We start from the raw sequence: 26,741 nt of genomic DNA, 5'->3' as shown, positions 1-26,741 counted from the left end.
GTCCGTGGCAGCGCCGGGAACGGCTACGCCCCCGGTCCCGCCGTGCCCGAAAGCCCCCTCCCCGACGGTCTCGCGGAAGCCCTGAAACGGGACAGCGCCGGCCTGGTGGCCGCGATCGTCCAGCAGTTCGACACCAACGAGGTGCTCATGCTCGGTTGGATGGACGACGAGGCGTTGCACCGCACCATGACAAGCGGCCGCGTCACCTTCTACTCCCGCTCCCGGCAGGAGTACTGGCGCAAGGGGGACACCTCCGGCCACGTGCAGTGGGTCAAATCCCTGGCCATGGACTGCGACGGCGACGCGCTGCTGGTCCGCGTCGACCAGGTGGGCGCCGCCTGCCACACCGGAACCCGGACCTGCTTCGATGGGCGCGAACTCGAGGCCGTCACCGGCGACGCCGGCTGACCCGGCCGCTCCCCGCGCCGCAGCCCGCGCCGTCTGACCCGGCCGCCGGACCGCGACGGGGACGACCCCCTCACATCCCAACCTTCAGGACCACTGAAAGAACAGGCGGACACCACAGCCATGCAGGACCTTGGAATCATCAGCCCGGGCCTGGCGGAGTTCCGTGAACTCGCAGGCCACAGCCGCGTCATCCCCGTCCGGCTGAAGGTCCTCGCTGACGCCGAAACGCCGATCGGCTTGTACCGCAAGCTCGCCCACGGCCAGCCCGGAACCTTCCTGATGGAGTCCGCGGCAGTCGGCGGCTCCTGGTCCCGGTACTCCTTCATCGGCGCCCGCTCCCGGGCCACCCTGACCACCAAGGACGGCCAGGCGCACTGGCTCGGCGAGCCGCCGGTCGGGGTTCCGCTGGGCGGCAGCCCGGTCGACGCCGTCCGCGAGACCGTCGAGGCCCTCCGCACCGACCGCTTCGACGGCCTGCCGCCGTTCACCTCCGGCCTCGTGGGCTTCCTCGGCTGGGAAACGGTCCGCCACTGGGAAAAGCTGACCAGCCCGCCGGAAGACGATCTGGAACTGCCGGAGCTGGCGCTGAACCTCGTCACGGACATGGCCGTGCACGACAACATGGACGGGACCGTGCTGCTGATCGCCAATGCGATCAATTTCGACAACAGCTCCGAAGGCGTCGATGACGCCTGGCACGACGCCGTCGCCCGCGTCAAGGCCCTGCTGGCCAAGGTCAGCGCGCCCGTGGAGCAGCCCGTCTCCGTGCTGGACACCGCAGCCCTCGACTTCGCCTCCAGCGTCCAGGAACGCTGGGCCGAGTCGGAGTACCTTGCCGCCCTTGACCGCGGCAAAGAGGCAATCGTCGACGGCGAGGTGTTCCAGGTGGTCATTTCCCGCCGCTTCGAGATGGAATGCGGCGCCGACCCGCTGGACGTGTACCGGGTGCTCCGGAATACCAACCCCAGCCCGTACATGTACATCTTCAGCCTCGAGGACGCCGACGGCCGGCAGTACTCCATCGTCGGCTCCTCACCGGAGGCGCTGGTCACCGTGACCGGCGAGGAAGTCATCACGCACCCCATCGCCGGTTCCCGGCCGCGCGGCAAGACGGTGGAGGCGGACAAGGCGCTGGCCGAGGAACTCCTTGCGGATGAGAAGGAACGCGCGGAGCACCTGATGCTGGTGGACCTCTCCCGCAACGACCTCTCCAAGGTCTGCGTGGCCGGCTCCGTGGACGTCACCCAGTTCATGGAGGTAGAGCGTTTCAGCCACATCATGCACCTCGTGTCCACGGTCGTGGGCAAGCTCGCCCCGGCGGCCAAGGCCTACGACGTGCTGAAAGCCACATTCCCGGCCGGGACGCTGTCCGGCGCCCCCAAGCCGCGGGCACTGAGGCTTCTTGACGAACTGGAACCCCACCGCCGCGGAATCTACGGCGGCGTGGTGGGCTACCTCGACTTCGCGGGGGACATGGACATGGCGATCGCCATTCGCTCGGCCCTGCTCCGGGACGGCCGCGCCTACGTCCAGGCCGGCGGCGGAATCGTCGCGGACTCGGTGAACGCCACCGAGGCCCTTGAAACCGTCAACAAGGCCGCCGCCCCGATGCGCGCCGTTTACACGGCCGGTTCGCTGCGCAACATCACGGCCGATTCCCTCGCCGATGACGCCGCGAGAGCCTCGGACAGCGCTGCACGGACGGAGAGCTCATGACCGGCCCCGAATCAACCGTCACGTCCACGAGCCGCCCGGCCGTCCCGCGCTGGGCGCGCAAATCCACCCTCGTGCTGGCGATCGTCGCCCTCGCGCTGGCCGTCTTCGGCATCACCACCCAGACGTGGCTGACGGTCCATCTCGATCCGACCCAGTTGGGCCAGGCGGTCTCCAGCCAGGACGGACTTCAGGTCCAGGGCAGCAAGGCCGCCACCACGGTCACGGCCCTCGCGCTCGTCGCCCTGGCCGGGGGCCTCGCCGCGTCGATCGCCGGCCGGATCGCACGCTGGATCGTCACCGTGATTACCGTGCTCGCCGCCGTCGGGATCGTCGGCGCCGCCGTGCTCGTGCTGGCAGACCCGCAGGCGGCCGCCCAGGGCTCGATCGCCGCCGCCACCGGGATCAGCGGCAGCAATGTCAGGGTCGACGTCACCGTGTTCCCTGCCCTCGCCGTCGTCGCCGGGGCGCTGCTGGGAATCAGCGCGCTGGCGATTGTCCCGGCGGGCCGCTACTGGACGGCTCGCACGAAATACGACACCGTACCCGCCGGCACATCGGCTGCACCCGCCGGTCCGCCCGATGACATTGACAGCTGGGACCGTCTCTCACGCGGTGACGATCCGACGTGAACCGATGCCGCGGGCGCGGCCAACACCACGGCCAATAAATGGCAGAATGTAAGCAGTATTCATCCTGAGGAGATTTCAATGAGCAAAGCCACTGTTTCCGCCCCCAAACCTGCGGCCGGAACGGGCGTCTACGACGGCGTCGACCACAGCGAGCCGACCGGCCACGGCAACAGCCCCGCGGCCTGGACCACCGTCTTCGTCATGCTGCTCGGTGCCCTCGTCATGGCTATCGCTTTCGTCATCGCCAACACCCCGATCTTCATCGCCGGCGGTGTCGTCATGGTGATCGGCCTGCTTGTCGGATTCGGCATGCGCAAGGCCGGCTACGGCGTGGGCGGCAGCAAGCTGAAGAACTCCGGCCACTAGTGGTGAGCGTTCTCGATGACATCAATGCCGGTGTCAGGGAGGATATGGCGGCCCGCCAGCGCCTCGTCACGCTCGCGGAACTGAAGGAACGTGCCGCCGCGGCGGCGCCCGCCCGCGATGCATGGGCCGCCCTCGGGGGCGCTTCGGAACCGCGCCACCGGCTCAGCGTGATTGCCGAAATCAAGCGGCGCAGCCCCTCCAAGGGCGATCTCGCCAGCATTGCCGATCCTGCGTCCCTCGCCCTGCAGTACGCCGACGGCGGCGCGGCAGCGATCAGTGTCCTGACCGAGCAGCGCCGATTCAACGGCTCCCTCGCCGACTTCGACGCCGTCCGGGCGGCCGTGGAGGTTCCGCTGCTGCGCAAGGACTTCATGATCGACGAGTACCAGATCTGGGAGGCCCGGGCGCACGGGGCCGACCTGGTCCTGCTGATCGTGGCCTCGCTCGCGGACGCGCAACTTCGCGAGCTCAGCGCCCTCAGCCGCGAACTGGGCATGGACGTACTCGTCGAGACCCACACCGCCGAGGAAATCCGGCGGGCCGTTGCCGCAGAGGCGCGGATCATCGGCGTCAACGTACGCAACCTCAAGACGCTCGACGTCGACCGTTCCGTCTTCGCCGAACTCGCCGGGGGCATCCCCGCCGGTGCGCTCGTGATCGCGGAGTCCGGGGTGCGCGGCGTCGACGACGTCAGGCACTACGCGGCCAACGGCGCGAATGCGGTCCTCGTGGGCGAGGCCCTCGTCAGCGATGCGACGCCGGGGGAGCGGATCGCGGAATTCATGGCCGCCGGAGCCGAAGAAATCGCCGCCCGGTCCTGACCCGTGCTCCGGCCGGGCCAACGCCCGCCCGGACGCCGGCAGCGCACCCGGGCGGCAGCAAGATCCAATGAGCAGTGGAAGAGGATGGTGGGACTGATGGTCGATGCGCCAGCAGCAGAGTCAGACAAAAGCGCCGTGGACGCGTTCCTGCAGGGCGGAGAATCCCTGCGGCACGCCCCCGGACCCTACTTCGGCTCCTACGGCGGCCGATGGATGCCGGAGTCGCTCATCGCCGCCCTGGACGAGCTCGAAGACACTTTTGAGAAAGCCAAGGCGGATCCTGAGTTCACGGCACAGATCGCTGAGCTGAACAAGAACTACTCGGGACGGCCCTCGCTGCTGACGGAGGCCAAGCGCTTCGCCGAGCACGCCGGGGGAGTGCGCATCTTCCTCAAGCGCGAGGACCTCAACCACACGGGCTCCCACAAGATCAACAATGTCCTCGGCCAGGCCCTCATCGCCAAGCGCATGGGCAAGACCCGCGTCATCGCCGAAACCGGCGCCGGGCAGCACGGTGTCGCCAGCGCCACGGCCGCCGCGCTGATGGGCCTGGAATGCGTCGTCTACATGGGTGCCGAAGACTGCCGGCGGCAGTCCCTCAACGTGGCCCGGATGGAGCTGCTCGGCGCCACGGTCATCCCGGTGACCAGCGGTTCCCAGACCCTGAAGGACGCCATCAACGAGGCGCTCCGGGACTGGGTCGCCAACGTGGACAACACCCACTACCTGCTCGGAACGGCCGCCGGGGCGCACCCGTTCCCGGCCATGGTCCGCTACTTCCACGAGGTGATCGGCGAGGAGTCCCGCGCCCAGATCCTGGCCCAGACCGGCCGCCTGCCCGACGCCGTCTGCGCCTGCATCGGCGGAGGCTCCAACGCGATCGGCATGTTCCACGGCTTCCTGGACGATCCCTCGGTGAAGATCTACGGCTTCGAGGCCGGCGGCGACGGCGTCGAAACAGGACGGCATGCTGCCACCATCAGCCTCGGCAAGCCCGGCGTCCTGCACGGCGCGCGTTCCTACCTCATGCAGGACGACGACGGCCAGACCATCGAATCGCACTCCATCTCGGCGGGCCTGGACTACCCCGGCGTCGGGCCGGAGCACTCCTACCTCGCGGACATCGGACGGGTCAGCTACGAGCCGATCACGGACAGCGAGGCCATGGAGGCGTTCCGGCTGCTGTGCCGCACCGAGGGCATCATCCCCGCCATCGAGTCAGCGCACGCCCTCGCCGGCGCCATGAAGGTGGGTCAGCGGCTCGCCGCCGAAGACAAGGCCGCAGGCACGGCCGCAGGCAAGGCAGCGGGCAAAGGAACAGACAAGATCGTGGTGGTGAACCTCTCCGGCCGCGGTGACAAGGACGTGGCCACCGCCGCGGAATGGTTCGACCTGCTGGACAAGGATTCACCCGAGCACGAGATCGCGAAAGAGGGGGAGAAACTGTGAGCGGCGTCCAGAACCTCACCAGCACCAGCAAATCGGCTGCTTCCATTGACAGGGCCAAAGCCCAGGGCCGCGCGGCCCTGATCGGCTACCTTCCCGCTGGTTACCCCAGCGTCGAGGACACCATCGCGGCCGGCATCGCCCTCGCCGAGAACGGCGCCGACCTGATCGAGATCGGCATCCCGTATTCGGATCCGGTCATGGACGGCCACGTCATCCAGGCCGCCACCACCGAGGCCCTCGCCAAGGGATTCCACGTCCGGCAGGTCTTCGACATCGTCCGCGGCATTACCAGCCAGACCGACGCCGCCGTGCTCGTCATGACCTACTGGAACCCCGTGGTCAGGCTGGGTGTGGACGAATTTTCGCGCCAGCTGGCCGAAGCCGGCGGAGCCGGACTTATCACCCCGGACCTGATCCCCGACGAAGCCGCCGAATGGATGGCGGCCTCGGATAAGTACGGACTGGACCGGGTGTTCCTCGTGGCGCCGTCGTCCTCCCCGGAACGCATGAAACGCACTGTTGAGGCGAGCCGCGGCTTCGTCTACGCCGTCTCGATCATGGGCGTCACCGGGGCCCGGAGCTCGGTCAGCACCGCGGCCAAAGACGTTGTGGCCGCCGCCCATGCGGCAGGCGCGGAACGCGTCTGCGTGGGACTGGGCGTGTCCAACGCGGACCAGGTCCGCGAGATCGCCGCCTACGCGGACGGCGTGATCGTCGGTACCGCCCTGGTGGTAGCGATCGGCGACGGCGGCGTGGATGCTGTAGCGTCCTTGACGAAAGACCTCAGCACCGGCCTTACCAGGGAAGAAGCTTAAGCAATGCAGTCAGTCCTCCACGCGGCGGCGATGATGCCCGCGAGTATTCCGAGCCCGGACTGGTCCGGGTTCGACATCCCGCTGCCCTGGGGGTCCCTGCGCATCCATGCCTATGCCCTGTGCATCCTGGCCGGGATCATCGCCGGACTGTGGCTGACCTCCGTCCGCTGGGCACGGCGCGGGGCCCCGGAGGGCAGCGTCTGGGATATCGCCATCTGGGCCATCCCGTTCGGCATCGTCGGCGGCCGGCTTTACCACGTGGTGTCCTCACCGGACGCGTATTTCGGGCCGGGCTTCGACGGCACCGGCGACCTGTCACTGATTCCGCAGATCCAGCGCGGCGGACTCGGTATCTGGGGGGCCGTGCTGCTCGGCGCGGTGGGCGCGTGGATCGGCTGCCGGAGGGCCGGGGTCAAGCTCAGCGCATTCGCTGACGCCGCCGCGCCCGGGCTTCTGCTGGCCCAGGCGCTCGGCCGCTGGGGCAACTACTTCAACCAGGAGCTCTTCGGCGCCCCCACCACACTGCCGTGGGGGCTGCAGATCGACGCCGACAACCCGAACTTCCCACCCGGCACGCCGGCGGAGATCCTCTTCCACCCGACCTTCCTCTATGAGTCCCTTTGGAACCTGGCCGGCGTGGGCCTCCTGCTCCTACTGGACCGACGCTTCCGCTTCCGCCGCGGCCGCCTTTTCTGGCTCTACGCCATCTATTACACGCTGGGCCGGGTCTGGATCGAGGCATTGCGGATTGACGACGCCGAGCAGATCACCTTCTTCGGCATCACCGCCAGGCTCAACGTCTGGACCAGCATCGCGGTCCTCGTGGCGGCCCTGGTGATCTTCATCGTCCTCGGCCTGCGCAAGCCTGAAGAGCCGGACACCGTCTACCTGCCCGGCCGAGGGCCCAGCGCAGACGAGGTTGCCGAGGCGGAGGCAGAACCGGATACCGACGCCGATCATGACGCCGACGGCCGTGAAATTGAGGCCGACGCTGAACATGGCGACGCCGCCACAGTCCACCATGCGGACTCTCGTGTCTCAAATGATGAATCGCTTGATAGTCTCCGGGATAGCCACAGCGGTCCGGGCAACGCTCCCGCCGCTGCTGTAGCGTCCAAGGAATCCGGCGGGACCACCCCCGCACCAGGAGCACCGGCTGCCGACACAACCGGCCGCCGGGCCACCGGATCCTCGCCGGGAGCCGAGGGCAGCAAGTAACTCGGCAGCGGCAACCGGGCCGCGGAGTCACCCCTCCCAGAGTCCGGGTCCACAGCGTCGTGGCAGCAGGGAATGCTGTGGACAGCAGACAGTTGCCATCCACGCAAAACCGGGGCCGCGGGCGGCGTAACTGTTCTTACAGCAGGCCGCGCTGGCCTACAATTCCAGGTAGTAAGTCTTTGTTGTGCCCGTCACACCGGCGCACCGATTCGGGCCAATGTTGTCCCTCCCATACGCACGATCAGGAGGAAGGACGTCTCTCATGACCCAAACCCTGCAAGGCCCCAGTTGGTCCGAACCGGACCTGCCGGCGCCCGCCATGTCCCCTTTCAAGCGCTTCGCGGCACTGCCTGAAGCAGCCGGACTGTACAACCCCGAGCAGGAGAAGGACGCCTGCGGCCTCGCCATCATCGCGACCCTGCGGGGCGAGCCGGGGTACGACATCGTTGACGCCGCCCTTACTGCACTGCGCAACCTCGAGCACCGCGGGGCCGTGGGCGCCGATGAAGGAACCGGCGACGGCGCCGGGCTGCTCATGCAGGTGCCGGACGAATTCTTCCGCGCAGTCACCGACTTCGAACTTCCCGCCCCCGGCCAGTACGTCGTCGGCACCGCGTTCCTCCCGGCCGAGCAGCGCGAATCGGACGCGGCCAAGGCCGGCATCGAGAGCCTTGCCGCGGACGAGGGCCTGGCCGTCCTCGGCTGGCGGGTGGTCCCGATCGTGGCCGATCTCGTCGGCTCCATGGCCCGGGCCTGCATGCCCTACTTCGCGCAGCCCTTCTTGGCCTCCAGCACCGGGGAAGTCCTGGAGCGCAACGAACTGGACTCCCGTGCCTGGCGCATCCGCAAGAGGGCACAGAACAAGTTTGGCGTCTATTTCCCGTCGCTGTCCTCCCGGACCATCGTCTACAAGGGCATGCTCACCACGGCCCAGCTTGAGCCGTTCTACCCCGATCTTTCGGACAAGCGCTTCAAGACCAGGCTCGCGATCGTCCACTCGCGCTTCTCCACGAACACCTTCCCGTCCTGGCCGCTGGCCCAGCCCTTCCGCACCATCGCCCACAACGGCGAGATCAACACCGTCAAGGGCAACCGCAACTGGATGCGCGCCCGCCAGTCCCAGCTGGCCAACCCGCTGCTGGGGGACTCGCCGGAAGAGCTGTACCCGATCTGCACCCCGGGTGCCTCCGACTCGGCGTCCTTCGACGAGGTCGCGGAACTGCTCTGGCTCTCCGGCCGTCCCATCACCCACTCGATCATGATGATGATCCCGGAAGCGTGGGAAAACCACGCCACCATGGACCCGGCCCGCCGCGCGTTCTACGAATACCACTCGATGCTGATGGAGCCCTGGGACGGCCCCGCCGCCGTGTCCTTCACCGACGGCAACCTCGTCGGCGCCACCCTGGACCGCAACGGCCTGCGCCCCGGCCGCTACTGGATCACCGAGGACGGCCTGATCATCTTCGCCTCCGAGGTGGGCGTGATCGACGTGGAACCCGCCAAGGTGGTCAAGAAAGGCCGCGTCTCGCCGGGCAAGATGTTCCTCGTGGACACGGAGGCCGGCCGGATCATCGACGACGCCGAGGTCAAGGCCGAGGTGGCGGCGGCCAACCCCTGGGCCGACTGGGTCAAGGAAAACCTGATCGACCTCAAAGACCTGCCCGAACGCGAACACGTCGTGCACACCGCAGCCTCGGTCAACATCCGCCAGCGCACCTTCGGCTACACCACCGAGGAACTCAAGATCCTGCTCGGCCCGATGGCCCGCACCGGCGCCGAACCCCTCGGCGCCATGGGTTCGGATACCCCGGTGGCCGTGCTGTCCAAGCGCCCCCGGCTGCTCTTTGACTACTTCGTGCAGTCCTTCGCGCAGGTCACCAACCCGCCCCTGGACGCCATCCGCGAAGAACTCGTCACGTCCCTGACCTGCGCCATCGGGCCCAACGGCAACCTGCTGGACACCCAGCAGGTCCGGCAGCCCCAGGTTTCGCTGCCGTTCCCGGTGATCACCAACGACCAGCTCGCCAAGATCGCCAACATCGAGACCGCCGACGGCGACAGGGTCGCCATGAAGGTCCGCGGACTCTACCGCCCCGAAGGCGGCGAGAACGCCCTGCGTGCCCGGCTCACCGAAATCTGCGAGCAGGTTTCCGGCGCCATTAACCGTGGCGTGCAGTACGTGGTGCTCTCGGACCGTGACTCGAACGCCCAGTGGGCGCCGATCCCGTCCCTGCTGCTCGTCAGCGCCGTGCACCACCACCTGCTGCGCAGCGCCAACCGCACCAAGACCGCGCTGGTGGTCGAGGCCGGTGACGTCCGCGAGACCCACCATGTGGCCGTGCTGATCGGCTACGGCGCCTCCGCGGTGAACCCCTACCTGGCCATGGAGTCGGTGGAACAGCTCATCAGCACCGGTGACGTCGTCGGGGTCACCCCGCAGGACGGCGTCTACAACCTGATCAAGGGACTGGGCAAGGGCGTCCTGAAGATCATGTCCAAGATGGGCATCTCCACCGTGGCTTCCTACACGGGAGCCCAGTCCTTCGAGGCACTCGGCCTCGGCCAGGACCTCGTGGATGAATACTTCTCCGGCACGCACTCCCAGCTCGGCGGCGTCGGCCTCGATGTGATCGCCGCCGAGGTCCTGGCCCGCCACCGGATGGCGTACCCGGAGAACGGCATCGAACTGCCGCACCAGCCCTTGATGGGCGGCGGCGAATACCAGTGGCGGCGCGACGGCGAACCGCACCTGTTCAACCCGGAGACCGTCTTCCGGCTGCAGCACGCCACCCGTGAGCGCCGCTACGACATTTTCAAGGCCTACACCCGCGGCGTCGATGACCAGTCCGAGAACCTCATGACCCTGCGCGGGCTGTTGAAGTTCAAGGCCGGGTTGCGTCCCGCGGTGCCGCTGGAGGACGTGGAGTCCGTCTCCAGCATCGTCAAGCGGTTCTCCACCGGCGCCATGAGCTACGGCTCCATCTCGCAGGAGGCCCATGAGACCCTGGCCATCGCCATGAACCGGCTGGGCGGCAAGTCCAACACCGGCGAAGGCGGCGAGGACGTGGACCGCCTGCTCGATCCGACCCGCCGCTCGGCGGTCAAGCAGATCGCCTCCGGCCGCTTCGGCGTCACCAGCCTGTACCTGTCCAACGCGGACGACATCCAGATTAAGATGGCGCAGGGTGCCAAGCCCGGCGAAGGCGGCCAGCTGATGGCGCAGAAGGTCTACCCCTGGGTGGCCCGGACACGGCACTCGACCCCCGGCGTCGGGCTCATTTCGCCGCCCCCGCACCACGACATCTACTCGATCGAGGACCTCGCGCAGCTGATCTACGACGTGAAACGGGCCAACCCCTCGGCCCGCGTGCACGTCAAGTTAGTCTCCGAGGTCGGGATCGGCACGGTCGCCGCCGGCGTCACGAAGGCGAAGGCCGACGTCGTCCTGGTGTCCGGGCACGACGGCGGCACCGGCGCCTCGCCGCTGAACTCGCTCAAGCACGCCGGTGTGCCGTGGGAACTTGGCCTCGCCGAGACGCAGCAGACGCTCATGCTCAACGGCCTGCGCGACCGCGTGGTGGTGCAGGTGGACGGCCAGCTCAAGACCGGCCGGGACGTCGTGATCGCCGCGCTGCTGGGAGGCGAGGAATTCGGTTTCGCCACCGCACCGCTGGTTGTCTCCGGCTGCATCATGATGCGCGTCTGCCACCTGGACACCTGCCCGGTGGGCGTCGCCACGCAGAACCCCGAGCTGCGCTCCCGGTTTACCGGCAAGCCCGAATTCGTGATCAACTTCTTCGAATTCCTTGCCGAGGAGGTCCGCGAAATCCTGGCCGAGCTCGGTTTCCGGACCATCGAGGAAGCGATCGGCCACGCCGAGATGCTCGACACCCGCGAGGCGATCAACCACTGGAAGGCTGAAGGACTGGACCTGGACCCGATCCTGCACGGTCTCGAGTTCGACGACGACGCCCCGCTGCGCAACCTCACCGGCCAGAACCACGAGCTGGACAAGCACTTTGACCAGCGCCTGATCGCGATGGCCGCCGAGGCGCTCAGCGACCGCACACCGGTGAAGATCGCCGTCAACGTCATCAACACCGACCGGTCCGTCGGCACCATGCTGGGCCATGTGGTCACCAAGACCTTCAGCACGGACCTGCTGGCCACGGACACCATCGACATCACCCTGACCGGCACTGCGGGGCAGTCGCTCGGCGCCTTCCTGCCGGCCGGCATCACGCTGCGGATGTTCGGGGACTCCAACGACTACGTCGGCAAGGGACTCTCCGGCGGGCGCATCATCGTCCGGCCGGACCGGACCAACGTTTTCCCGGCAGAGCGCAACGTCATCGCCGGAAACGTCATCGGCTACGGCGCCACGAGCGGGGAAATGTACCTGCGCGGCCAGGTGGGCGAACGGTTCATGGTCCGCAACTCCGGTGCCACCGCCGTGGCCGAGGGGATCGGGGACCACGGCTGCGAATACATGACCGGCGGCCAGACGCTCATCATCGGGCGCACCGGCCGCAACTTCGGTGCCGGCATGTCAGGCGGCACGGCCTACGTCCTGGACCTGCAGAGCGAACGCGTTAACAAGCAGGCCCTCGAGTCCGGTGAGCTGCAGCTGCGGCCACTTGACGCCGAGGACCGCGACATCGTCCACGGACTGCTCGTGAAGCACCTCGAAGAGACGGAGTCGCTGCTCGCGGCACGGCTGTTGGAGAACTTCGATGACACCGCGGGCCGCATCACCAAGGTGCTGCCGCGCGACTACGCGGCCGTGCTGCAAACCCGTCTTGACGCCATCGAAGAGGGCCTGGACCCCGACGGCGAAGAAGTTTGGTCTCGAATCCTGGAGGTGACCGGTGGCTGATCCACGCGGATTTCTGAAAGTACGCCAGCGCGAAACCCAGCCCCGACGTCCGGTTCCGGTCCGCATCATGGACTGGAAAGAAGTTTACGAAGCCCAGCAAAAGGGCGTCCTGAAGGCCCAGGCCGGCCGGTGCATGGACTGCGGCGTGCCGTTCTGCCACCAGGGCTGCCCGCTGGGCAACCTCATCCCGGAATGGAACGACCTCATCTGGCGGGACAAGGGGGAGGAGGCCATGGAGCGGCTGCACGCCACCAACAACTTCCCCGAGTTCACGGGCCGGCTCTGCCCGGCCCCGTGTGAGGCGTCCTGCGTGCTGGGCATCAACCAGCCTGCGGTGACCATCAAGCAGGTCGAGGTCTCCATCGTGGACCAGGCGTTCGAGAACGGCTGGGTCAATCCGTTGCCGCCGGCGCGCCTCAGCGGCAAGACGGTCGCCGTCGTCGGCTCCGGCCCCGCCGGTCTGGCCGTCGCGCAGCAGCTGACCCGGGTGGGCCACACCGTCGCCGTGTACGAGCGCGATGACAAGATCGGCGGCCTCCTGCGCTATGGGATCCCCGATTTCAAGATGGAAAAAGAGCACGTCGACCGCCGGCTCGCGCAGATGAAGGCCGAAGGCACCCGCTTCCGGACCGGCGTCGCCGTGGGCACCGACGTGACGTGGGAGCAGCTGCGCCGCCGGTACGACGCCGTGGTGGTGGCCACCGGTGCCACCGTCCCGCGTGACCTGCCGATCCCGGGCCGCAAGCTCGAGGGCGTGCACTTCGCGATGGACTACCTGGTGCCGGCCAACCGTGTGGTGGCGGGGGAGACGGTGGAGAACCAGATCCACGCCGCCGGCAAGCACGTGGTGATCCTTGGCGGCGGCGACACCGGCGCGGACTGCCTCGGCACCGCCCACCGGCACGGCGCTGCGTCCGTCACGACGCTGGCGATCGGCAAGCAGCCGCCGGCAGAACGCGCCGGCCACCAGCCGTGGCCGACGTTCCCCACCCTGTTCGAAGTTGCCAGCGCCCACGAGGAAGGCGGCGAACGCACGTACCTCGCCTCCACCGTGGAGTTCGTCAGCGAGAACGGCAGGGTTTCCGGCGTCAAGGTGGCCGAGACCGAATTCGTTGACGGCAAGCGCCTCCCGAAGCCCGGTACGGAGCGGATTATCCCCGCCGACCTGGTGTTGCTCTCGCTGGGCTTCACCGGCCCCGAGCCGGCCGGGATCACCGAGCAGGTGAGCGCCGGGTTCGACGGCCGCGGCAACGTGGCCCGCGACGGCTTCTACATGACCAACACGGAAGGCATCTTCGTGGCCGGTGACGCCGGCCGCGGCCAGTCGCTCATCGTCTGGGCCATCGCCGAGGGGCGTGCCTGCGCCGCCGCGGTGGACAAGTTCCTGATGGGCAGCACCATCCTGCCGGCCCCCGTGGCACCGACCGACCGGGCCATGGCTGTCCTGTAGTCCGCTACAGGTTCCCGCCGTACTTCCGCCGTTCACGCGGCAACAACTTAATCACTGCAATCGACTACTAGGGTAGGTATATGAGACGCGCTAAAATAGTGGCCACCTTCGGACCGGCAATCGCGAGCTTCGAGAACACGCTGGCCGTGCTGGAAGCCGGCGTCGACGTGGCACGGATGAACATGAGCCACGGCGAGTACGCCGTGCACGACACCACGTATGAGAACGTTCGTACGGCCGCAGCCCAGCTGGGCCGGCCCGTCGCCATCATGGCCGACCTCCAGGGGCCCAAGATCCGTCTCGGCCGCTTCGTGGACGGGCCGCACCTGCTGGCCGTCGGTGACACGTTCACCATCACCACCGAGGACGTCCCGGGCACTAAGGACATCTGCTCCACGACGCTCAAGAGCCTCACCGAGGACGTGAAGCCCGGTGACGCGCTGCTGATCGACGACGGCAAGGTTGCCCTGCGCGCCATCGACGTGGACGCCGTCAAGGTGGTCGCGCAGGTGATTGTGGGCGGCTGGGTCTCGAACAACAAGGGCATCAACCTGCCCGGCGTTGCGGTCAACGTGCCGGCGCTGAGCGTGAAGGACGAGGACGATCTCCGCTGGGCCATGCGCCGCGGCGTGGACATGGTGGCCCTCTCCTTCGTGCGGGACGCCTCGGACATCAAGCGCGTGCACGAGATCATGGACGAAGAAGGTCGCCGCGTGCCGGTGATCGCCAAGATCGAGAAGCCGCAGGCAGTGGAGCAGCTCCCCGAGATCATCGACGCCTTCGACGCCATCATGGTGGCCCGTGGCGACCTCGGCGTGGAACTGCCACTTGAGGAAGTGCCGATCGTGCAGAAGCGTGCCATTGAACTGGCCCGCCGCTGGGCCAAGCCGGTCATCGTGGCAACCCAGGTGCTTGAGTCCATGATCGAGAACCCGCGCCCGACGCGCGCCGAGGCTTCCGACTGCGCCAACGCAGTGCTCGACGGCGCCGACGCGGTCATGCTCTCGGGTGAGACCAGCGTGGGCAAGTACCCGATCGAGACCGTCAAGGTCATGGCCCGGATCATCGAGTCCACCGAGGTCCATGGCCTGGAGCGCGTCCCGCCGCTGGGCACGAAGCCCAAGACCCGCGGCGGCGCCATCACCCGGGCCGCCGTCGAAATCGCCGACCAGCTCGATGCCAAGTACATCTGTACCTTCACCCAGTCCGGTGACTCCGCCCGCCGCCTCTCCCGGCTGCGTCCGACCCGACCCGTGTTCGCCTTCACCCCGGTGGAGCACGTCTGGAACCAGCTTGCCCTGACCTGGGGCATCCAGCCGGTCCTGGTCCCGATGGTGGGCCACACCGATGAGATGACGGCACAGGTTGACCGCAGCCTGTTGAACATGGACCTCGTCGAGGACGGCGACATGGTGGTTATCGCCGCCGGGTCCCCTCCCGGAAAGGCCGGTTCCACGAACATGCTGAAGGTCCACAAGGTGGGCGACCTCGCCGACGCCGGCAGCCACGGCGAAGCAGCGGTGACCAAGGACAAGCTCGGCCCCTGGCCGGAAAAGAAGAAGCGGAACGGCAAGGTCTAGGTCTTCCCGGGCATGCAACAAGGGAGGGCCCCGCCGGTGTTATGCACACCGGCGGGGCCCTCCCTTTTGGTCTTTTTGGGTTCGCTGCCCGGCCGCTAGTTGACCTGGTTGATGATGGTCTCGGCAACCTCGCGCATGCTGAGGCGGCGGTCCATGGACGTCTTCTGGATCCAGCGGAACGCCTCCGGCTCCGTCAGGCCCATCTTGGTGGTCAGCAGGCTCTTGGCGCGTTCGACGAGCTTGCGGGTGGCGAACTGCTCCTGCAGGTCCGTCACTTCGCTTTCGAGGGCCTTGATTTCCTCGTGCCGGGAAAGCGCGATCTCAAGGGCGGGGATGAGGTCCGCCGGCGTGAAGGGCTTGACGACATAGGCCATGGCGCCGGCGTCGCGTGCGCGCTCCACGAGTTCCTTCTGGCTAAACGCGGTGAGCAGGACCACCGGCGCGATCCGGGCCTTGACGATCTTCTCGGCGGCCGTAATGCCGTCCATGATGGGCATCTTGACGTCCATCAGCACGAGGTCCGGCTTCAGTTCTTCGGCGAGCTGGACGGCTTTTTCGCCGTTGTCCGCTTCGCCGACGACGTCGTAGCCTTCGCCGCGCAGGATCTCAATGATGTCCAGGCGGATGAGTGTCTCATCCTCGGCAACGACAACGCGGCGTGCCGGCTTGGAGGTGGGGGCTGACTCCGTCTGTTCTGACACGGGAACTCCTTGGAAAGGTACGGCGGGACTATACCATCGTAGGTTGTCACCGCTGCTGTACTGGGACCGGATTGGGTTCGATGCGGCGTCACTGGCGCGATTCTGGAATTCAGCCTATCTGCATGTAGAGTAATTCCGCGCACTGGAAGCGATCGCGTTGCTCACAGCACCAAGGTTTGAGCGATTGTTACACCGGTGTACTCCGCGCCCGAGTGGCGGAATTGGCAGACGCGCCGCACTCAAAATGCGGTATCGAAAGGTGTGTGGGTTCGAGTCCCACCTCGGGCACAGTGTTTCCGCAAGTCAGCAGGGTTCCAGGGCCCTAGGTGTGCACAAAAACTCGTTTTCTGTGCACACGAAGCCTAGAATTTTGGGTATGGCCAGCATTTGGGAACGGAAAAAATCGAACGGATCCACGTCGTTCACGGTCCGCTGGCGGAACCCCGAGACGCGAAAGCAAGAGGGGATTACCCTAGCGACGTCGGCCGAGGCCCAGACGCTGAAGCGCCTCCTTGATGCCAACAACCAATCCTTTGAGATTGCCCAGCATGCGATGGTCGCGAACCAGACTAAAGCGCCCACCGTCGCTGCCGTGATCCAAGAGCACATCGACTTCCTGGTCCGACCTTCCGTTGGCACCGTCCACACGTATCAGACCATGCTGAAGCTGCACATCGCCGACGTCATCGGGCACATTCCCGTGGACAAGCTCGATTACCGGCACCTGACGTATTGGATCAAGGCGATGCAGACCAAGGGCCGGTCGGCCAAGACCATCAAGAACAACCATGGCTTGATCTTCTCGGCGATGGAGACGGCCGTCATGCTCGGCTACCGGAAGGACAATCCGTGCCGAGGCGTGCAGCTCCCGTCAGGCGAAAAGGCAGAGGATGAGGCCAGGTTCCTGACGCACGCTGAATTCGGCCTGATTCTGGAGGGCATGGGGGAGCGGTATAAGGCGTTCACTCAATTCTTGGTCATGACGGGAACGCGGTTCGGCGAAGCGACTGCGGTAACTGTGGCGGACGTGGACCTGATGTCGAAGCCGGCAACGATGCGGATCAACAAGGCATGGAAACGCGGTACCGATTCCGAGTATTACGTCGGAGCGACCAAGACCGGTGCCGGCAAGAGGACGGTTTCGCTGAATCCCCATTTGGTGGAAGTTTTGGTTCCCCTGGTGGCCAGCCGCCCTGGCTCAGAACTGTTGTTCACCACTCCCAAGGGCGAGCGCATTGTTCACAAGCTGTATTGGCACCACTACTGGACTCCCGCCGTGAAAGCGGCCCAGGCGCGTGGCCTGAAGAAGTCACCCCGGATCCACGATCTGCGCCATACCCATGCGTCCTGGCTGATCCAGGACGGCGTATCGCTGTTCACGATCTCCAGGCGACTCGGGCACGCATCTACGCGAACGACTGAGCAGGTGTATGGCCACTTGATGCCGCAGGCGCTCCAGGATGCCGCCGACGCCGTCGAGCGTTCCGCCGATGTGTGGCGTGGATAGCGTCTGTGGCGGTTGGTTTGCCTAAGAGAACTTCTGGCGAGCCTGTGCTCGCGTCCCGATCATGCGGACGGTCTGCGGCGCAGGACCAGTGGTTCGGACTTCACGTAGCTCTGCAATCTCCCTGAGGTGGACCGATGTGAAGACAATCTTCCCCTTGCCCCAGACGGCGTGCGGGAACTCGCCCTTGGCTGCCCCGTCCCTAAGCCATGCCTCTGAACACTTGAGGACTGTGGCAGCCTCGGCTGGTTCGAAGAATTCAAGTTTCATGCCCCTGTCCGATCTCTCGTCGTTATGTAGCGAGGACGGCTTGCGCGAGTCCTGTCCCCGTTCATGTGAGCCGGGAATCACGGCGGCATGATGGTGACCTGAAAACTCGCTTCGAGGGCCGCGGCATTGAGGTGCACCTGCTCGGCGGAAGCACTGAACTGAGTCGATGAGCGCTGCACCAGCCCCGCTTCGGTGAGCAGGCCGAGTTGCCTGCGGATGGTCGAGCGCGAGGCGCCGAGTTGCCTGCCGATCTGGCCACAGGTCGAGGGCCCGTTCCTGAGCAGGAATCGGATAATTCGGCTTCGTGTTCGGTTCATCAAAATGCACGACATGGGGGACCACAACCAGGGAATGGTGAAGGGCTGCTGTAGACGGGTCTACAGCAGCAGGTTACTCCGGTTGAGGTCACGTTGGATAGACCAGAGTGAGCAAATGAATCCTCAACTGGTTGACGCGGTTGATTGCCGCGCCGGACGACTCGGGTAATACTGGGCGAAAGGGGGTCGTAGCGCCTGACCGAGCTGCCGGCCCCGCATCAGATCGAGGGGTGGGCAGCGCGGATGGACGAGGCAGGTGGCGGTGACATGTTGTCTCCCCAGGCCCAGCTGGCTCGTCGTCTGAATCTGCTGCTCGACGTCGTGGTTGCCGAACGTGGGAAGCCCGTGACGTTCCGCGAGGTCCAGGCCGAACTCGAGGCCAGGGGCATCAAGTTGTCCCGCGCGCGCTGGTTCTACATGAAAGAGGGGACCGGTCGTCTGGTCAGCGATCCGGCGCTCTTGGCCGAGCTGTGCAACATCTTCAACGTTGACCCCTCGTACCTGATCGGCGACAGCGCCGACTTGCCCGAGCGGATCGATTCGCAACTCGAGTTTGTGAAGTCGCTTCGTGCGGCCAGGGTGAAGACCTTCGCGGCGCGGACGTTGGGCGACGTCTCTCCGGAGACGCTAAGGGCCATCTCTGAATACCTCAACAAGGACATTGATCGCCATCCTGGGGCGGAAGAGGCAGCCGCTAATCCTCCAGAAGATACTGAAGATGAGCCGCCAGCAACTCCTTGATCCGAGCGGGGTTGGCTGAATAGCGCGGAGAGCGCCCATGCCGCCGGCCCGGCTCAAGGTCCACCGCGATGGCGCCGGTCTCCTCAAGAGCAAGCAGGTGCTTGGCTACGCTCGGCTCACCGGCGCTTACTGCTGCCACGATGTCACCGCGGGTCGCCGGACCGTGCGCGGAAAGGTAACGGAGGATCTCGTTCCGTGATCTGTTGCCAAATGTCGCGACAGCGGCCTCGACGTCGTTCGACCAGGCTTCGTCGTGAGGCTGCGTGATCCTGGGCATGGAACCATTCTCACCGAACGATCCTCGAAAAGTAAGACCCGCAGTCTTGACGATACTTTAATTATCTTTGAAAATAGTTTGTATAGCTTTCCTGTCGTAGTGGTCGGCCTTGGCTTTCGCTGCCACTCTTAGGGCGCCGGTCATGCCGGTGCCGGACTTATTGGAATCGTTTAGTCGAAGCGGTGAAGACCATGCGAGTCGAAGCCAGGTTGAATCAGGCCCCACAAGATCATCCAAATGTAGGAAGTATCGACGTCTCCCTGCGCGGTGCGCCGGAGCCCGCCGCGGTTGTCGTTCCGGTAGATCAAATCATGATCGCCGTCGACGGTGTACAGCGGTACGTGGTTTCGCATCTCTCGCGGATCGGCCGGGCCTGCGACGTGGACGACGTTATGCAGGACATCCGGGTCGCGGTGTGGGATGGGGTGACCCGGGGGCATTACCGCCAGCTTCCCGGCATTCCGTTCGGTGCGTGGGTTCAGGGGGTGTGCGCGAACGTGTGCGCTGCGCACACCCGTCGGGAGCTGAGCCATCAGACACTCCCGATGATCATGGAACCAGGGAATGCCGACGGGCCGACGGCGTTTGTTCCCCTTGCGTTGCTGGGCATGGACCGGGGTGGAGGTCAAATTGCCGAGCAGATTATTGACCAACAATGGGCACGAATGATCATTGAGTTGACTCGGGCCAGCGTGCCGGCAGGAGTTTGGGATCTTGCCGTGGACAGTCTCACCGGGCCACGACACTACGGTCCGCCGTCGCCACAGGACCGCCGGCGCTGGCACGCGGTGACCGTGGTGCGCAAGACGGCGAAAACCGTTCAAAATGCCGTGGACGTTGAGCAGGCGGTCCTTAGCAATATCGGAGACGTATGCCAGCGCGCAGCAGAGTGCCTGCCCACACCGGTACTCCGCAGAACAGCTGAAAGTATCGTTCGCCCCGGACTACGAGGACCCGAACGGAAGAGGGCTCTGGAAGCATTGGCGACCCAGTTGGGCGTCACCGAGCGCTATCTGGCTGTCCAGATCGGCTTCGCGCGCCGGTTGTATCGAACAGCTTGGAGGATTCTCCAGGCCGGGACGCGGACTGCGTACTGAGTCATGTTGTGGGTCCGTCCTCTCGCCATGAACAGACGAGAAGGAGGCCCGAATGTACGTATTGCGAAGAAGCTCGCTGCCTGGCACAAACAACCGGCGTCGATGGTGGATCGCGGCAATCGCGCTATTGAGCGTGGTCACGGCGCTTTTCGCTCTCACGCTGACGCCGTCGCCCACGCCCGCAGAGGCTCCGGTTGCACCGCCGCCGACGTTGGACATCCGTCAGAGTCCTTTGAACGCTTCTCCCGGGACACCGGCACAAACTCCGACGGCGGCTCCTGACGTTTTGATTGCCGATGCCGTGGGCGCACCCCGCACTGCTGACTTCCGAAAGCTCGCCGCCGCGGCGGCGACGGCGATCTACACCTGGGACACGCGAACGTCGTCCTACTCGGAGGTCTACTCACGGCTCCGTGACTGGTGGGACGTGCTGCCGGACGGCTCCAATCCCTTGACCGTCCTGGTGCAGGAGTTCGAAGCGACCGGGGTCAACGCGGGAAGCTACGCAACTCTGGCTGACCAGCAGGCGCACCGTTCGGCCGCGGTGGAATCCCTGCACTGCGACAGCGAGCTGGCCAAGGTTCAGGAGCGGCCGGCGCCATGGGAGGGACTGCATGTGTGCACCGCCTCCGTCAGCGTTTTAGATCAATCAATCTCTGCCCGCAACACCTATACGGCACCCGTCAGCGTCATGGTGAACTGTCCGCCGGCTGTTACTGCCCCGACGGACCACTGCGTCATGGTCGGCTTTTACGCCGCCCCGAGCAGGATCGTCTATTGATGCCGGCCGCCGTGGTGTTGGCTGGGCTGGTCAAGCGCCGGACCCTTCTGCGGGTTACGCTGGCCGCGGCCTCAATCTTGATCCTGGTGGGTTCCATTGCGGTTAGCGCAGCCGTGGCGGTGCTCGGCGCGAGCGCCGTTGACACCCTGTCCGTCTGCTCGCAGAGTGGCGCTGCTGGCCAGCCCGGCGCCAGCGAATCCGGCGCCCTGAGACTCCGCACAAGCAGCCGGGCTCCGGTCAGTGTGACCGACAGGCAAATGGCAGTCGCGGGGGACTACGTTTCCATTGGCCAGCAATTGGGGGTGCCGCGAGAAGGCCAGATCATCGCAATCATGATGGCCCTGCAGGAATCCAGCCTCAGAGTCCTCGCCAACGTGAACGTACCAGCCTCGCTCGGGTACCCGCATGACGGCGTTGGCCGCGACCACGATTCCCTCGGTACGGCTCAGCAACGTCCTGCGGCGGGCTGGGGGACGGTTGAGCAGTTGATGGATCCCAAGTACAACGTGCGAGCCTTTTACGGCGGACCTTCTGGCCCCAATCGTGGCAGCCCGCCGGGGTTGTTGGATATCCGAGGTTGGCAATCCATGAACAAAGGCCAAGCTGCGCAAGCCGTTCAAGTATCGGCATTTCCGGAGTTGTATGCGCGGTGGGAGGCTGACGCGACGGCCATCGTAGAGGCGCTCGACGGCGGGATAACACCGGCCAGGTGCTCGGATACGCCGCCTTCCTCGACGGACCCGGTCTTGCCCGCAAACCTGAGCGAAATCCGCAAAGCTATCCTGCGGTTCACCCAGGAAGGAGTCGGCGGCGCCTACGTGTGGGGTGGCACGGCTTTTAAGGCGTGGGACTGTTCCGGATACGTCCAATGGATTTACAGGCAGGCCGGGATCAATCTGCCGCGAGTGGATCAATGGAGGGTCGGTACCCGGACGGAGAATCCGCAGCTGGGGGACCTGGTGGTCCAGAACGCACAGGGGCCAGCCGACTGGGGACACGTTGGCATTTATGCGGGGGAGGGCATGATGTACAGCGCGCTGAACCCTGCGGTGGGTACGTTGCTGCATCCCATAGCTGGGAATACGGATACGGCCTATTTCGATCTTTTGAGGTGACCTGACGTTACGCCGAACTTAGAAATCCCAAAGTGTATTCTGCGGGCGGGATAGGATCGGGAAAAAGTCTCGATACAGGCTTTAAGGAGATTTTCGTGACCGGGCGGGCGCGTGTAGCGCTACGAATCTGAGCGTCGGTGATCCGGCGGCCGCCAAGGTCCTTCCGGCGTTTCTGGGTTCGCTGATGGAGTCGGTGACGCGTTCGCGTTCGATCTGTGTTCCTTTATGCGAGAGCGGGCATGTTCGTAAACAGCATCGACCCTATGGGCGTTCGAGCGTCGACGTCGCCACCGCTGAGGTTCCAGACGTGCGGGCCCGCGCCTCGACCGCGGAGTCCGTCGGCGAAGGCAAGAATATTCTGGCTGGATCGCCCGAGCCGATCCAGCGTCGTGATGACGGGGCATCTCCGTCGATCAGCGCGTCAAGGGCCCGATCAAACCGGGGTCGGCTCGCGCCCCAGGGACACCGTGATCTACGTATAGGTTATCGCAGGGGACTCTGGCGGCCTTAAGGTCTGCCTGCTGCCGGTCGTTAGACTGCTACTGCTGCGTCGTCGAAACGCGTGCGTAGTCGATGAGTCTCGTCATGAGCGGCTCCGGTGTGGTTACTTCCCATGGAGTGGTGTAGATCTCCGCAGCTGCTCGTTGCTCCGGTGAGCCATCGTGCGATGTTCAGTGAGAACCGGACAAAGAACTCACGAAGGAATCTCAATGATGTTGTCAACAGATGGTGGCACGCCCCTTCGGTGCCCCGGCCGATGGGCGGCCGGGGCACCGGACGCGTTTCTAGTCCGTCCGGCCGGGGTAGGGCTTACGGTCCCGGTCCGGCAGTTCCGCGGCGGTGGCCGGAAGGATCTCCGGTCCGTCGGACTGGCCGGAGGTCCAGTGGAAGAACACCTCTGCGGTGATCGCTTCGAAGCAGGCGTCCTGGGACCGGAACCAGTGCGCGGAAGTGTCGCCCTCGACGTTGGTGCCGTAGCCGAACAGTTCCCCGTCCTTATCGCGGGTGCGGGCGACGGCGAATATGATGTAGGGCCAGGATCCGGCGTCCCATCCCTCGCTGGCCCAGTTGGGCAGCACGGACCAGGCGGTGCCTTCGAGGGTGTCCATCCAGTCGTACCCGTCCCCTGCCCGGTCGTCGGCGGGAAGAACCGGCGCCGTGATCGCTTCCGCCGTGTCAGTCGTGACGGTCTGGGTCATGGTTGCTGTGCTCACGTGTTGATGCTCCGTTTCGCTCGGGCGGGGCGGCCGCCCGACGTACGGACTCCCTCTCCCCCACCATGTTTTTTGCCTGCTGGCGGAGCATCGCGTAGCTGTGCCCGACGGAGCCGGGGCAACCCGCAGGGCAAGCACCGGATGGGTTGTGGGAGGAAATCAGCGCAGCGCCGACACAAGGCAGCCGGTGCGCTGCCGTCCGCAGGACGGTTGAACCGGTGGAGCGGGCACGTATGATCCAACGGACAGCAGCAAAAAAGAAAAGAAGAATGCTTGTACTGCCCGAGCGAAGCGAGGCCCCGCATGGCCGTGGGCCGACGGACACGAGCTTCATATCCTGAGGCGATTGCCATGAGCTCTATTTCGAATCCATCGGAGTTCGCAAGGTAAACAGCATTGTGGTTCGGGCCGCCGGCTTTCGGATAATTATCCGCAAATAACTGGCTCCAGCCGTGGAGTGCGCTCTCGGCCACCAAGGCGTCCACGCGCTGCTCGCTTCCTGCCTTGAACCGCCAAATGGTTAAATCCAGGCGCTGTGCGGTGGTGCTCGCCACTGCTCAGGTCCGGCGGCTCCTCGAGAACGATATAGGTGGGTCCCGTGAGTGAGCGTTCGCGGGGTGTTCGTTTGCCAGTTACGCCCCATGCCGACGTCGAGTACGGGAGTTTGGAGGCGACGCCTTCGAGGGTACGTCCGCCGGCGTTGCGTGGGGCTGCGTCCATTTCTACGGGGTGTGGTGGGTCCTCGGGGCCTCCACGGCCGGGGAACCGTCGCCGAACCCTAGCTTGGGCAGGAGTCCCGACACGAGTTCACGCACGGTCTGCTCAGTCAGAACCATGGCCTCGCTGATTTGCGGGTTAGTGCGGCCGTCGGCAGCTAGTGCCAGCACTGTCTTTTCGGCGGGTGTCAGGCCGTCAAATATTGGGTCCACCTGGGCTTTGGCAAGGCCGGCCCTCGCTTGTTCCAGCGCTCCGGGGTGTAAGAGCGATTCACCGGCGGCGGCGCGTCGAATCGTGTCCGCTATCTGGCGCCCGCGGAGGGTCCGGAGCAGATAGCCTGCTGCTCCGGCAAGCACTATGGCGCTAAGCACTTCTTCGTCGACGTGGCTGGTGATCAGCAGACACTGCAGGTCCGCGTTAAGGGAACGCGCATCCCGGCAGACTTCAATTCCGGTGCCGTCGGGCAGAGGTCCCTTCAACACCGCCACGGTTGTTCCGCCGTCCACGATGCGGCGCCCGGCCTCCCGCCGTGCCGCGCAATCACCGACTACTTCAATGCCTTCCCCTTCGAGCAAACTCCTCAGTCCGTGTCTGACCAGCTCTTGATCATCGACAATGAACACGCGCACCGGATCAAGCGACCCCTTCTGGGAAGAGGAAGCGCCTGAAGGGACACCCATGGATCTACTCCCGTCGCCTCGGTGCCGCCGGCTGTCCGCACCGCGTCGTGCGAGCCCCGGAGGGCGGCCACTTATGGACATCATTTCGCGCGGCCCGGCCCGGCACTAGGGTCAAAGGACTGCCTCATCACCGGTACAAAATCCTTGGAACCGGATCCTGACGACACGACTCCGGTGATTCGGCGACGCTGCCCATCCCAGTACCGGAACGTGGCGGAAAAGGGTCTGACCGGATCGCTTCATGTGATGGCCGCGAACACCGCCTCTCAGCAATCCGTCGAGGATGAGGCGGGGCGGTGGATTCCGTCCCTGGCCGGGATGCCTTTTCTCCGCATAGTCCGGGGTGGATGAGCGCCGCATTGCTGTGATCACGTCCGCTGCCCTGGAGGTCCTCCTTTTCGGATGAGACGTACGGCGTTTCGTTCCGTTGCCCGGTCTTTGGTGGGAGGGCGCCGAACCAAAGGGAGGCCGTGAAGCCTCCGGTTCCCGGTTGACGGGCGCTTTTCGGTCTTCAGTCCTTTTGACGGCGTTCGTTACCTCGCCAGGCTGCTTCAGGTCGGCGCTGACCCCCTTCACTGTTGCCTTTGGCCGTGAGGCGGTCGTCGCCTGTTGGCTTGGACTGATGCTGCCGCCCAGGAATGAAGTCACCGGACGGCTAGCGCGGCCCCGGCGTTGTTTACTCCCGCACCATGACGCGGGCGCCTGGAATGCCTATCAGCGTGGCCGGGCCCCCGTCTTCTGTTTCCAGGTCGAGGTGGACCAGCCGGTGCCGGCGATGTTTGGCGATCACGGCGAAGCGGTCGCCGCCCAGTCGCAGGATCTGTCCCTCGAGGACGTCCTGGAGTTTGTGCTTGACGAAGGACTGTGGGGATGCGGGTATGGTCATGTTCTCCTCAATTCACGTTCAGGTTGACACAATCACAGGGGTTCCTTCCGGTATAGAGGGGTGACTGTCGTTGCGCCAGTACGCACGCCAACCAGCGCACCTCCCAAAGAGCCCGCCAACGGTACTCGGGACTTTGGAACAGACCGATGTCACCAAGCGCCTGAACTCAGTCTTCGTTCCGCGCATCAAGCTGCAAGTGGCCGTGCCGTCGCCGGGGTCGGGGTGTAGGTGGTGCCGTCGCGGAGCATGGCCCAGAGGACGTTGAGGCGGCGCCGGGCCAGGGAGAGCATGGCCTGGATATGGGTTTTCCCTTCACCGCGTTTGCGGTCATAGTAGGCCCGGGAGGCCGGGCAGGATTTCAGCGCCGAGAGGCCGGAGAGGTAGAAGACGCGCAGCAGCCTGCGGTCGTAGCGTCTGGGGCGGTGGTGGTTGCCGGTGATGCGGCCGGAGTCCCTGGGTGCGGGTGCGAGCCCGGCGACGCCGGCGAACCGGTCCGCGGTTTCAAAGACGGTGAGGTCTCCTCCGGTGGCACCGAGGAATTCGGCGGCGAGGACGGGTCCGAAGCCGGGCATGCTGAGCAGGGTTTGTGTGTGCCGGTGTTCGGTGACTTTCTCGCTGATCAACGCATCGAGCTCTGCCAGTTCCTTGTCGAGGGTGATGATTTCCTGTGCAAGGGCGGCGACCATCAGCTCCCCGAGGTGCTGGGCCGGAACGGTGGTGTGCTGGGATTTCGCGGCCTCGACTGCTGCCTGGGCGACAGCGGCGGAGGAGCGGGTGCCGTGTTTCTTCAACCAGGCATGGAGTCTGGCCTGTCCGGTGCGGCGGATCCCGTCCGGGGTCCGGTGTCTGGTCAGCAGCAACAGCGCTCCTTTGGAGCGGCTGTAGTCAAAGGCCCGCTCCAGCGCGGGGAAGTATTCGAGCAGCTGGGCCTGGAGCCGGTTGATCGCCCGGACCCGGTCTGCGGATTTATCGGCCCGGCGGGCGGTGAGGATCCGCAGCCCGGTGCTGATTTCATCCCCGGCCCGCAGCGGCTGCAGGTCCCGGCGCATCCGGGCCTGATCGGCTATTACTGCGGCGTCTTTCGCGTCCGTTTTGCCCTCGCCGCGGTAG

24 protein-coding genes and 1 tRNA gene are annotated in these 26,741 nt (G+C 65.6%); 17 read left to right on the top strand and 8 right to left on the bottom strand.

Annotated elements, in window-relative coordinates; genetic code table 11:
- Positions 1 to 42: 42 nt before the first annotated feature.
- The 11 genes from hisI (at position 43) to pyk (ending at position 15,331) form a co-directional block, all read left to right on the top strand.
- Positions 43 to 408 (top strand): phosphoribosyl-AMP cyclohydrolase, encoded by a 366-nt coding sequence (gene hisI, locus BJG92_RS17775; RefSeq protein ID WP_232085303.1) that lies wholly within the window; start codon positions 43 to 45, stop codon positions 406 to 408.
- A 120-nt stretch (positions 409 to 528) separates the two neighbouring features.
- The gene (locus BJG92_RS17770; protein ID WP_232085296.1) at positions 529 to 2,124 is read left to right on the top strand and encodes an anthranilate synthase component I; all 1,596 of its coding nucleotides are present in this window, start codon (positions 529 to 531) and stop codon (positions 2,122 to 2,124) included.
- On the top strand, positions 2,121 to 2,753 hold the full coding sequence (locus BJG92_RS17765; protein ID WP_232085295.1) for a Trp biosynthesis-associated membrane protein: 633 nt from the start codon (positions 2,121 to 2,123) through the stop codon (positions 2,751 to 2,753). The genes BJG92_RS17770 and BJG92_RS17765 overlap by 4 nt, the downstream gene beginning before the upstream one ends.
- 78 nt (positions 2,754 to 2,831) lie before the next feature.
- The gene (locus tag BJG92_RS17760; RefSeq protein WP_232085294.1) at positions 2,832 to 3,119 is read left to right on the top strand and encodes an HGxxPAAW family protein; all 288 of its coding nucleotides are present in this window, start codon (positions 2,832 to 2,834) and stop codon (positions 3,117 to 3,119) included.
- A 2-nt stretch (positions 3,120 to 3,121) separates the two neighbouring features.
- On the top strand, positions 3,122 to 3,940 hold the full coding sequence (trpC, locus tag BJG92_RS17755; protein WP_232085293.1) for an indole-3-glycerol phosphate synthase TrpC: 819 nt from the start codon (positions 3,122 to 3,124) through the stop codon (positions 3,938 to 3,940).
- Between the two features lie 96 nt (positions 3,941 to 4,036).
- Positions 4,037 to 5,389: a tryptophan synthase subunit beta gene (gene trpB / locus BJG92_RS17750; RefSeq protein WP_232085292.1), complete on the top strand. Its 1,353-nt coding sequence runs from the start codon at positions 4,037 to 4,039 to the stop codon at positions 5,387 to 5,389.
- Positions 5,386 to 6,204, top strand: a complete 819-nt coding sequence (gene trpA, locus BJG92_RS17745) for a tryptophan synthase subunit alpha (protein ID WP_232085291.1) — start codon at positions 5,386 to 5,388, stop codon at positions 6,202 to 6,204. The genes trpB and trpA overlap by 4 nt, the downstream gene beginning before the upstream one ends.
- 3 nt (positions 6,205 to 6,207) lie before the next feature.
- Entirely contained in the window at positions 6,208 to 7,422 is a 1,215-nt protein-coding gene (gene lgt / locus BJG92_RS17740) for a prolipoprotein diacylglyceryl transferase (protein WP_232085290.1), read from the top strand.
- A gap of 262 nt (positions 7,423 to 7,684) precedes the next feature.
- Positions 7,685 to 12,301 (top strand): glutamate synthase large subunit, encoded by a 4,617-nt coding sequence (gene gltB / locus BJG92_RS17735; protein WP_232085289.1) that lies wholly within the window; start codon positions 7,685 to 7,687, stop codon positions 12,299 to 12,301.
- Positions 12,294 to 13,751: a glutamate synthase subunit beta gene (locus tag BJG92_RS17730; RefSeq protein ID WP_232085288.1), complete on the top strand. Its 1,458-nt coding sequence runs from the start codon at positions 12,294 to 12,296 to the stop codon at positions 13,749 to 13,751. The genes gltB and BJG92_RS17730 overlap by 8 nt, the downstream gene beginning before the upstream one ends.
- 80 nt (positions 13,752 to 13,831) lie before the next feature.
- Positions 13,832 to 15,331 (top strand): pyruvate kinase, encoded by a 1,500-nt coding sequence (gene pyk / locus BJG92_RS17725; protein WP_232085287.1) that lies wholly within the window; start codon positions 13,832 to 13,834, stop codon positions 15,329 to 15,331.
- A 95-nt stretch (positions 15,332 to 15,426) separates the two neighbouring features.
- Here the strand turns inward: pyk and BJG92_RS17720 are convergent, their stop codons facing one another.
- Positions 15,427 to 16,032: an ANTAR domain-containing response regulator gene (locus BJG92_RS17720; protein ID WP_232085286.1), complete on the bottom strand. Its 606-nt coding sequence runs from the start codon at positions 16,030 to 16,032 to the stop codon at positions 15,427 to 15,429.
- A gap of 206 nt (positions 16,033 to 16,238) precedes the next feature.
- Between BJG92_RS17720 and BJG92_RS17715 the strand changes: the two genes are divergently transcribed.
- A tRNA-Leu gene (locus tag BJG92_RS17715) sits at positions 16,239 to 16,320 on the top strand.
- An 88-nt stretch (positions 16,321 to 16,408) separates the two neighbouring features.
- Entirely contained in the window at positions 16,409 to 17,539 is a 1,131-nt protein-coding gene (locus tag BJG92_RS17710; protein ID WP_232085285.1) for a site-specific integrase, read from the top strand.
- Positions 17,540 to 17,560: 21 nt separating this feature from the next.
- On the opposite strand, the gene BJG92_RS17705 is transcribed toward BJG92_RS17710, so the two are convergent.
- Positions 17,561 to 17,806, bottom strand: coding sequence for a hypothetical protein (locus tag BJG92_RS17705; protein ID WP_232085284.1), 246 nt, complete (start codon positions 17,804 to 17,806; stop codon positions 17,561 to 17,563).
- Between the two features lie 77 nt (positions 17,807 to 17,883).
- Complete coding sequence (locus tag BJG92_RS17700) at positions 17,884 to 18,123, bottom strand: helix-turn-helix domain-containing protein (RefSeq protein ID WP_232085283.1); 240 nt, start codon at positions 18,121 to 18,123, stop codon at positions 17,884 to 17,886.
- Positions 18,124 to 18,366: 243 nt separating this feature from the next.
- On the opposite strand from BJG92_RS17700, the gene BJG92_RS17695 reads away from it, so the two are divergent.
- On the top strand, positions 18,367 to 18,864 hold the full coding sequence (locus BJG92_RS17695; protein WP_232085282.1) for a hypothetical protein: 498 nt from the start codon (positions 18,367 to 18,369) through the stop codon (positions 18,862 to 18,864).
- On the opposite strand, the gene BJG92_RS17690 is transcribed toward BJG92_RS17695, so the two are convergent.
- A complete protein-coding gene (locus BJG92_RS17690; protein ID WP_226758981.1) occupies positions 18,818 to 19,141 on the bottom strand; it encodes a helix-turn-helix transcriptional regulator in 324 nt (107 codons plus the stop codon). The genes BJG92_RS17695 and BJG92_RS17690 overlap by 47 nt on opposite strands.
- Before the next feature lie 182 nt (positions 19,142 to 19,323).
- Here BJG92_RS17690 and BJG92_RS17685 point away from each other — a divergent pair, with 182 nt between their 5' ends.
- The 3 genes from BJG92_RS17685 to BJG92_RS17675 all read left to right on the top strand — a co-directional run bounded on the left by BJG92_RS17685 (position 19,324) and on the right by BJG92_RS17675 (position 22,134).
- Positions 19,324 to 20,238: a hypothetical protein gene (locus BJG92_RS17685; protein WP_232085281.1), complete on the top strand. Its 915-nt coding sequence runs from the start codon at positions 19,324 to 19,326 to the stop codon at positions 20,236 to 20,238.
- A gap of 232 nt (positions 20,239 to 20,470) precedes the next feature.
- Positions 20,471 to 21,019: a hypothetical protein gene (locus BJG92_RS17680; protein WP_232085280.1), complete on the top strand. Its 549-nt coding sequence runs from the start codon at positions 20,471 to 20,473 to the stop codon at positions 21,017 to 21,019.
- Entirely contained in the window at positions 21,019 to 22,134 is a 1,116-nt protein-coding gene (locus tag BJG92_RS17675) for a C40 family peptidase (RefSeq protein ID WP_232085279.1), read from the top strand. Before BJG92_RS17680 ends, BJG92_RS17675 begins: the two co-directional genes overlap by 1 nt.
- Positions 22,135 to 22,919: 785 nt before the next feature.
- On the opposite strand, the gene BJG92_RS17665 is transcribed toward BJG92_RS17675, so the two are convergent.
- From BJG92_RS17665 to BJG92_RS17650, 4 genes are all read right to left on the bottom strand, one after another.
- Positions 22,920 to 23,348 carry a hypothetical protein gene (locus BJG92_RS17665; protein WP_232085278.1) on the bottom strand — a complete coding sequence of 143 codons (429 nt, stop codon included), beginning with the start codon at positions 23,346 to 23,348 and terminating at the stop codon, positions 22,920 to 22,922.
- 722 nt (positions 23,349 to 24,070) lie between these two features.
- Complete coding sequence (locus BJG92_RS17660; protein ID WP_269462138.1) at positions 24,071 to 24,745, bottom strand: response regulator transcription factor; 675 nt, start codon at positions 24,743 to 24,745, stop codon at positions 24,071 to 24,073.
- Positions 24,746 to 25,421: 676 nt separating this feature from the next.
- Positions 25,422 to 25,631 (bottom strand): hypothetical protein, encoded by a 210-nt coding sequence (locus tag BJG92_RS17655; RefSeq protein WP_232085276.1) that lies wholly within the window; start codon positions 25,629 to 25,631, stop codon positions 25,422 to 25,424.
- A gap of 185 nt (positions 25,632 to 25,816) precedes the next feature.
- Positions 25,817 to 26,741 (bottom strand): IS110 family transposase (locus BJG92_RS17650; protein ID WP_232085275.1); only part of this gene is annotated, 925 nt, incomplete at its 5' end.

Origin of the sequence: Arthrobacter sp. SO5 (assembly GCF_020532805.1) — a bacterium.
Lineage (GTDB): Bacteria > Actinomycetota > Actinomycetes > Actinomycetales > Micrococcaceae > Arthrobacter.
The sequence above is the reverse complement of the archived record's forward strand: the minus strand, read 5'-3'. Positions and strand labels throughout refer to the sequence as shown.

Bases quoted from the DNA above. Each gene is read 5' to 3' on its own strand.
- BJG92_RS17770 (WP_232085296.1), top strand. From the start codon at position 529: ATGCAGGACCTTGGAATCATCAGCCCGGGCCTGGCGGAGTTCCGTGAA.
- BJG92_RS17765 (WP_232085295.1), top strand. From the start codon at position 2,121: ATGACCGGCCCCGAATCAACCGTCACGTCCACGAGCCGCCCGGCCGTC.
- BJG92_RS17760 (WP_232085294.1), top strand. From the start codon at position 2,832: ATGAGCAAAGCCACTGTTTCCGCCCCCAAACCTGCGGCCGGAACGGGC.
- trpB (WP_232085292.1), top strand. From the start codon at position 4,037: ATGGTCGATGCGCCAGCAGCAGAGTCAGACAAAAGCGCCGTGGACGCG.
- lgt (WP_232085290.1), top strand. From the start codon at position 6,208: ATGCAGTCAGTCCTCCACGCGGCGGCGATGATGCCCGCGAGTATTCCG.
- gltB (WP_232085289.1), top strand. From the start codon at position 7,685: ATGACCCAAACCCTGCAAGGCCCCAGTTGGTCCGAACCGGACCTGCCG.
- pyk (WP_232085287.1), top strand. From the start codon at position 13,832: ATGAGACGCGCTAAAATAGTGGCCACCTTCGGACCGGCAATCGCGAGC.
- BJG92_RS17710 (WP_232085285.1), top strand. From the start codon at position 16,409: ATGGCCAGCATTTGGGAACGGAAAAAATCGAACGGATCCACGTCGTTC.
- BJG92_RS17705 (WP_232085284.1), bottom strand. From the start codon at position 17,806: ATGAAACTTGAATTCTTCGAACCAGCCGAGGCTGCCACAGTCCTCAAG.
- BJG92_RS17700 (WP_232085283.1), bottom strand. From the start codon at position 18,123: ATGAACCGAACACGAAGCCGAATTATCCGATTCCTGCTCAGGAACGGG.
- BJG92_RS17695 (WP_232085282.1), top strand. From the start codon at position 18,367: ATGGACGAGGCAGGTGGCGGTGACATGTTGTCTCCCCAGGCCCAGCTG.
- BJG92_RS17690 (WP_226758981.1), bottom strand. From the start codon at position 19,141: ATGCCCAGGATCACGCAGCCTCACGACGAAGCCTGGTCGAACGACGTC.
- BJG92_RS17675 (WP_232085279.1), top strand. From the start codon at position 21,019: ATGCCGGCCGCCGTGGTGTTGGCTGGGCTGGTCAAGCGCCGGACCCTT.
- BJG92_RS17660 (WP_269462138.1), bottom strand. From the start codon at position 24,745: ATGGGTGTCCCTTCAGGCGCTTCCTCTTCCCAGAAGGGGTCGCTTGAT.
- BJG92_RS17655 (WP_232085276.1), bottom strand. From the start codon at position 25,631: ATGACCATACCCGCATCCCCACAGTCCTTCGTCAAGCACAAACTCCAG.